The 6,976-nt window shown below is 41.2% G+C and carries 7 protein-coding genes and 1 pseudogene; all 8 read right to left on the minus strand.

The genetic code is table 11. The features are described 5' to 3' along the window. Nucleotides 1-33: 33 nt before the first annotated feature. Nucleotides 34-159 (minus strand): annotated as a pseudogene (locus tag OKC24_RS18730) (ORF6N domain-containing protein); the annotation flags it as partial. Between the two features lie 86 nt (nt 160-245). Continuing rightward, entirely contained in the window at nt 246-482 is a 237-nt protein-coding gene (locus OKC24_RS18735) for a hypothetical protein (RefSeq protein ID WP_265466184.1), read from the minus strand. A gap of 205 nt (nt 483-687) precedes the next feature. After that, nucleotides 688-1,992, minus strand: a complete 1,305-nt coding sequence (locus OKC24_RS18740) for a RelA/SpoT-related domain-containing protein (RefSeq protein WP_265466185.1) — start codon at nt 1,990-1,992, stop codon at nt 688-690. Between the two features lie 56 nt (nt 1,993-2,048). Then, nucleotides 2,049-2,177 (minus strand): hypothetical protein, encoded by a 129-nt coding sequence (locus OKC24_RS18745; protein ID WP_265466186.1) that lies wholly within the window; start codon nt 2,175-2,177, stop codon nt 2,049-2,051. Between the two features lie 188 nt (nt 2,178-2,365). Further along, on the minus strand, nt 2,366-3,568 hold the full coding sequence (locus OKC24_RS18750) for a phage head morphogenesis protein (RefSeq protein WP_265466187.1): 1,203 nt from the start codon (nt 3,566-3,568) through the stop codon (nt 2,366-2,368). Beyond that, nucleotides 3,569-5,032 carry a phage portal protein family protein gene (locus tag OKC24_RS18755; protein ID WP_265466188.1) on the minus strand — a complete coding sequence of 488 codons (1,464 nt, stop codon included), beginning with the start codon at nt 5,030-5,032 and terminating at the stop codon, nt 3,569-3,571. Between the two features lie 8 nt (nt 5,033-5,040). Then, nucleotides 5,041-6,450 (minus strand): phage terminase large subunit, encoded by a 1,410-nt coding sequence (gene terL / locus OKC24_RS18760; RefSeq protein ID WP_265466189.1) that lies wholly within the window; start codon nt 6,448-6,450, stop codon nt 5,041-5,043. After that, nucleotides 6,440-6,904 (minus strand): DUF2280 domain-containing protein, encoded by a 465-nt coding sequence (locus tag OKC24_RS18765; RefSeq protein ID WP_265466190.1) that lies wholly within the window; start codon nt 6,902-6,904, stop codon nt 6,440-6,442. The genes terL and OKC24_RS18765 overlap by 11 nt, the downstream gene beginning before the upstream one ends. Between the last annotated feature and the right edge of the window lie 72 nt (nt 6,905-6,976).

Below are 6,976 nucleotides of genomic sequence, written 5' to 3' on the forward strand. Positions count from 1 at the left end.
AGTATCACTTATAGGAGTTGTTCAAATTTCCGGATCCATCTCTATGTTATCTGTATCAGAACCATACAAATCAGCAAGCATAGCTGAGGTAACAACTGGTATGGATTTAAAATTAATAACCGAAATTTGTTTATTATTAATGTTTGCAACAGTGTTCATAATCTACCTCGAGGTAACGGCTGCAACTTTTTGCTGCCTTATAAACACATTATGCAGTCAAATGACTGCATAATCAATAGAGCAATTTACTGCTCTTTTATTTCCGCTAGTAATTTAATTGCTTGCATTACTTCTGATTCACGTTGCTTTGCAATTTCAATTAATTGGTCAATTGCCCACTGAGGAAGTGTATCTCTTTTATGCCAGCTTTGAACTGTTTGGCGTGCGATACCTTCTCCATCTTCATTTTTTAGTTCGTTGGCAATCTGAGCTTGCCAAGATGAACCATACAAACGAGAACCAATCTGTTCTACTCTACTCACTTTGAATTCTCTATCCCAAAAAATATAAATGGAATTATAGAAAAACTATAGGAATACTATAGAAAAGCTATAAATTATCGGAAATTATAGCCAAACTTATGCTTTTACGCATATTTTTATAGTTGTCTATGCGTAAAAGCATAAGGAATATAAGTAGAGTTATTCTTTAAAGAATACAAAAGCACGCGAGGGTGCTTTTTGGGAATCAATCATCATTATCATCGTCAGTTTGTTTATGTTGATCAACAATACTCTTTAAACCTAGTGATGCTGCCATTTCTTTGCGAGCATCTACCCCTAATGTAGCTTCCATCGCTTTCTTGGTACTTATTCCCAAGACAGATCCTAATTCTTGCTGAGAATTTGGCCCAAAGGCAGCTTTCACAATTTTATGAGTATTTAATCCCAAGGCAGTCTCAATAATCTTCCGAGTTTCTATATCTAAGTCTAAAGCTGACTCTATTGCTTTGCGATAACTTTCCATTACCCCAGATGAAGCCATAACCTCTTTATTCTCTAAATCTAAGCCTAAAGCTGATGAGAATAGCTTAGCTTTGTTAATACTCGGCACTTGAGAACTTGATTTTTGGAATGCAGCAACCCCTTGTTCAATCTGATCTTTTTGTGCCTTCGCATTTTTTAAAGAATTATACGCTGCTTCAATATCTTGTAATTTTGCTTTTTCTTTAAATAATTTCTCTATTTTCTCTTCATACTTACGAATTTCATTCTCGTGAATTTGAACTGTTAATTTTTTGCTTTCTTCGAGAAATACATTTAATTTAATTAATTCACGCAATGAATTGACGAAACTTCCCATTTCATCCGCACTACCTGAAATACGGTTAAAAATATCTAAAAATTCTTGTAGATACGGATCTTCAGAAAAACTTGGATAGCGAACTTTATGATCTATTTCACTCCAACCTTCCTCAAAAATTGTTCTTGTTTGGATTTCGCATTTCACTTGCTGTCCATCAATTTTGGTAGCTGGAATAATGTAATGAATTGAACGATAACCTTTATCATGCTCTTCAGCCGAACAATCTTTATAATTTTCATATTTGGTTAAATCATCACCATTACGGTAATAAATAACCACAGGCTCCTGTTGTTCCCATTTAGATAAAATGTGGTTATGAACAATCTCCCAATCCTTTTTAAATAAGTAAATTGCTCGCACACCTATTAAATCTGAGATGATACTTTTATAAGTATCTTTCGAAATCGTATCGTACTTCTCAGCAACTTTTTCACCTTCCCATTTTCGAATAATTTTTTCAATCACATGGCTTGTATCTTTGATACGTGATCGTACTGTATGTACACCTTCACAGCGTTGAAGCTTATTCGCAACATAACTTGCTTCATCTAAGAGATCATTTTTGTGAATTTCATAGTCTTGAGCAATTTCAAAAAGAACTTGGGCATTTCTACCTAACTTTTTAAAACGTTCTGGATCAATCCCCATTTCAACTAAAAATTCTTCATGTTCGTTCGGTAAGCTCATTATTCTTTCAACATATTGTGATTTAAAGCAAATATTGCCAATTTAACCACAAACTATCAAGCCAATCCCATATAAAAACTTGCCACACGAATCAAGAACTTAACAAACATGATAAATCCAATAATTAATGCAATATGCCAAAATATCTTGATAAAACTTTCTGGCTTTAAATTCATTGCTTCCATTGTCACTCCTAGAAACCTAAATGAAAATTTGTTATCTTTACTCAATGTTCTCACTTATTCCGTTTAAATCTGTGGGAAACAAAAAAGCCAAGAATTGCGAGTTCTTGGCTTTTTGCTATTTGTATAATGCAAAACGCCATGAACTTATTAAAGTCCACGGCGTCTTGCGGTTTGTTGTGTAATATCGGCTAGTTTTTCAAAGCCCTTAATGTGTAAACCATTTGTCCATTAACCATCTCCATCGAAACAACTTCAAAAGAGATTCCCATCAGTAACAACACACCTTGCTCTGCATTGAGCTTTTCAAGATCAATGCTTAGACCTTTAGCATTCTCAATCTGAATCATGAGGTTTGATTGACCTGCTAAAAGCATCGGCGCATCGAGAGCCACCACCTTACCCACTTCAAGCGAAGCCGCAAAGGCCAGCGTGGTTGATCCCGAAATCACTTCTGCAGTATTAGCTGATACGGCGTGAATCTTTGCCATATCATCTTTGACCCAGCGCTTAAGCACATCCTCAGCCAAGCTAATTGATGGCTGCTTCAAATAACTTGTAAGAGCAGAATCATTACCCTGTACATAATCCAGCAATGTTTTAATTGCGCTTGGTCTGATTGATGGATCAAGCGGGATAACCGTATTGGCCACTGTTTCAAATAAATCTCGGCTGGAATCACTGATCGGCGCGAATAAACTGGCCAACTTTTTCGATGCTGTCCATTCAGCTTTAATCACTTCTTTTTGCTCAAGGAGATATACCTTATCAAGCACTGAAACATTGATCTTTTTATCAACCAATGCTTCCAGATCACCAAACTGCAGCGGATGAGAACTCCAGTCCAAAGCCTCTGCAACTTCGGGCAACTTGTCATCTGGTGTAATGCCGTATTTAAGCGCTTGTTTCTCTGTGAGTGCGATAACAGTACAACGGCAACGAAAGCCCAACGGTGGGTAATGTGTTAGCCAAAATGGATGATCTATCGGCAATACAATGCGATTCAATGCCAAGTGTGCAGGACGTACGCGACTATCATCGATAGCCGAATACATCAGGTACTGACGTTTATCTTTATTTCGTTGCTGTTGCTGCCAACGACCATGACCATATGCACTTTGGATATTGGTGCGAAAGACATTGTCTAGGTAATGCTTTGGCAGCATGATTTCAGATTCAGCAACGAGCTTCTGAAAGTCGTTAAACGTCCCACCTTTGGCCAAAGTTTTATTCAGCGACTTAATCACTGACTCAACTTGCTCAAGACTCGACAAAAAGCTAACCGTGGTCGCCATCTGCCGGGTCTTAAGATCCATTGAATAAAACTCATCAGGCAGCACAATTTTTTTATCATGCGCATACTGCAGCGCCTCAAGGAACGTGACCGGTTGCATCTATTTCCCCTTGGCTGCTGTCGCATACCCCAATACATCCGCAGCAAATAAAGCTTGGTCTAAATTTGCAGTAAATTGCGATTGCGTCGCACCTGGTATTAATCGCGACAAATTGAACAGCAAGGCCTCTGGAGTCTCAGAATCAGCTGCTAATTGTCTAATCTGCTCATTAGTCAATAACTGCAGATCATCTTGGCCATCCGTTAATCCCTCAACCTCTTGCTGATCTGCAGAAAGTTTCTTCGTACCAGCTGCAAATGAAAATGCCTTACGTGGAATTGCTGATAATTGAGCATTAGAAAACATGCCCTGTTCAGCTGGTTTTAAATCGCCTTCCTGCAGTCCATATTCACGAATAAAGTATGCATCTGAGAAGTTTGCACCGGCATTTTTCAATCGTGTATCGCGTTCAGCCTGCTCAGTATTTAGCACCTTGGCTTCTTCGCCCAATACGATTGTATGTTCGGCCCAATTATTTAACTCGCATAGCGCATCAACCACTGCTTGCAATGTTGGAGTGACTAAACGCATATCTGATTTGAGTTTGTCCGCACGGACATTCTCATGGACTTGGCCAAGAGCATAGCTTCCTTTCCCATCGGTGCCACTTGTTAATGTTTGACCTAAAATAATCTTCTGAATTTGCTGGGCGATTGTTCGATTGAAAGTTTCAAAAGCTGAGCCTGCTGTTCCATTCGAGCCTGAAGTAGACAACAGCGAAACATCATCTTCCGCATCAATAGACAAAACACTTTGTGCATGAGCGTTCAAAAGCGCCTCATTCATATCTGCAGTTTCAGTGTCTTTGCATTTACCCAAAAGAATGGGTGTTCCGAAGCGCTCTAAAAACTTTGCCCAGAACTTAAAACCATTCTGCTTAAAGAAAAACATCCAATACAGTGTGGCCAATAATGCTTTGCCATAAGGCTGTTCATAGGTCGCTTTACGGCGCGTGAGGAAAAATTTAAAAATTTGATCAACGACATGCTCTTGGCTAGATCCTTCCTTACGCAAAATGAGCCGTCCATCATTCTTAGGCTCAAACCATTGCATTGGCTTTTCACCAATCCACTGCAGTCCGATGTATCCCTCAGGCTTAAGTTCATATACAGCTTCTTGAACTGAATAGCCAAAGAAAAGCGCGTTAAGTGCTCCAGAGGAAATTTCAAAATACCATTCATCCATAATAAGCTTTAGAAATTCAGCTTCAGGCGTATCGCTCGGTTCAATTCGATACGGCGTACCTAAAAGCGCATCAATACGTGTCTCAACTGCCTGTGCAATTTCATCATCATCCAGCAATACCCGCAGTCGATGACGGGTGATACCCGCTTTGCGCAACACTTCATCATTATCCGGCTGCCGGCCAAAATGCGCGAAGAAGTTTGAAACCGCCTCTTGCGTGAATAAACCGCCCTTAGACAAAGCCTTCTTTGACGCTTTGTCTTTTTTAGACTTTGCCATAATTTTTCCTATTGATATGTTCGAGTGCCAGCACCTGCAGGTTTTTTACCGATACGCGCTTCATTCAGCTCATTAAAGCCATCACTGCAGCCGTCCACTTGGTCATCATTTTTGCCGTTTGGGAAGTTGCGCAGCTCATCAATCAGCGGCTTATTCCATTCACCGCGCAGCATCTTCACGTTGCCTATGTTGACCTGAGCTGCAAAGGGCTGAGCACGAGTAATCTTGTCGCCTGATACCGTCTCAGCTTTAACACTAAAGCCAGAAAGCATGGTGATAAAGTTTTTGGCTTGGGACTTGCCCGCTTGACCAGGATCTTGCGGCAGCCGAATCATCACTGACTTTCCATCCATTTGAGCCGTTTGCTTAATTGTGTTTTCAACACCGTCAGGGCCCCATCGGCCGCGCACCATATCCACAATGTAAATGATGTTTTCTTTGGTCTTTAGCATTCTCGGGCCTGCAGTCCAGTCACCTTCGTTTTCAGATGCCGCTAAGTCCCAAGCGCGGACCTCTTTCATAAATTCCGCTGGTAGCGCATCAACTATTTCAATTCGATCAGGCTTAAAAAAACCGCCAGCTGGCGGGGATGGTAATTGACGATATTGCCCAGAAAACACATACGGCGCAGCATCCTCCATAACCTTAAGGCGCTCAATTGAATGCTTTGCGGGCCATAGTGCTGTGCCGTCATCTTGAATAGCCGGCAAGCAAAGGTGTTCCCATTCTTCACCATTGCCGCCGCCTAAAAGCCACCCTGCCAGATCCTCTTCATGCAAACGCTGCATAATCACAATGATCGGCGTATCTGGTGAGTTTGTACGGGACTCAAGTGTGTTTTGAAACCACTCGATGACATTACCGCGGATCGTATCCGAGCTTGCTTCACTAGCCTTGTGTGGGTCATCGATAATGATGGCCCCACCAAATTCCTTTCGGATCTTGCCAGCGCCAAAGCCGGTAATTGTTCCGCCTGTACCTTGTGCGTAGCAGACACCGCCCGCTTGGGTACGCCAATCATCCTTAGCCTTGCTGTCATCGCGCAACTGAAACTCAGGAAATACGCGCTTATATGCAGTTTCCTGCACCAAGTTGCGCGTTTGGAATGCATTATTGGCTGCCAAGGTCGCAGAGTAGCTGATATGAATAAATTCACAATCAGGAACCTTGCCAAAGCACCAAGCCATGAAATTAATCACAGCCAATTCAGTCTTGGAATAACGTGGCGGAATATTGATGATTAAACGCTTAGTTTCACCACGAAATACTTTCATTAAAGCATCACAAACAACCCGATGATGCCAGTTATGCATCCATTTGTACTTGCGGCGTTCTTTGAACATGTATCGAGAAAAGAAATACAAGTCCTCTTGAGCCTCAATACGAATCGCAAGCTCACGTGCTGGATCAGTAATCATTTAAAGCCTGCTCCCTTGCTGCAAGGTAGCTTTCCGTTGGAACATTGGTAGTTACTGTTTCAATTGGCTTGCCGCCTTTGCCTGTGATTTCCTGCTTAGTCACACGGCCATCTGTTTCTTGAAATGCTTGCTTCAGTAAATTCTGCTTTGCCCGCTTATTACGGCCTGAATCTTCATACATTTTCTGAAGCTCCATGAGCCGAAAGGCTTTGTTTGCAATCGCAATGTCTTCAATATTCTTCCGGAAATCGTCACGAGTACTTTTAAATAAGTCTTTTAATTTCTTGCTCAGGTTGCGCCCAGCAAACTTTGTCGGGTCATAGTTCTCACATTGCCTGCGATCAATTTCAATGCCATATCTTTGCATGACAGCATCTGCTACCTGTTGGGGTGTATCAAAGCAAGCAAGAGACTGAACTATAAACATTTTTACAGGCTCTTTTAGTGCTGCCATAAACTCACCTTTGTCATGCTACGTCATGCAAGATAGGCAAAAAAAAGAGCCTGTAGGCTCAATTAATCACGC

The organism is Acinetobacter entericus (assembly GCF_026168575.1).
In the GTDB taxonomy this organism is placed as follows: domain Bacteria; phylum Pseudomonadota; class Gammaproteobacteria; order Pseudomonadales; family Moraxellaceae; genus Acinetobacter; species Acinetobacter bouvetii.

Excerpts from the sequence above, each read along its gene's own strand:
- OKC24_RS18740 (WP_265466185.1), bottom strand. The coding sequence starts at position 1,992 with ATGAGCTTACCGAACGAACATGAAGAATTTTTAGTTGAAATGGGGATT.
- OKC24_RS18745 (WP_265466186.1), bottom strand. The coding sequence starts at position 2,177 with ATGGAAGCAATGAATTTAAAGCCAGAAAGTTTTATCAAGATATTTTGG.
- OKC24_RS18750 (WP_265466187.1), bottom strand. The coding sequence starts at position 3,568 with ATGCAACCGGTCACGTTCCTTGAGGCGCTGCAGTATGCGCATGATAAA.
- OKC24_RS18755 (WP_265466188.1), bottom strand. The coding sequence starts at position 5,032 with ATGGCAAAGTCTAAAAAAGACAAAGCGTCAAAGAAGGCTTTGTCTAAG.
- terL (WP_265466189.1), bottom strand. The coding sequence starts at position 6,450 with ATGATTACTGATCCAGCACGTGAGCTTGCGATTCGTATTGAGGCTCAA.
- OKC24_RS18765 (WP_265466190.1), bottom strand. The coding sequence starts at position 6,904 with ATGGCAGCACTAAAAGAGCCTGTAAAAATGTTTATAGTTCAGTCTCTT.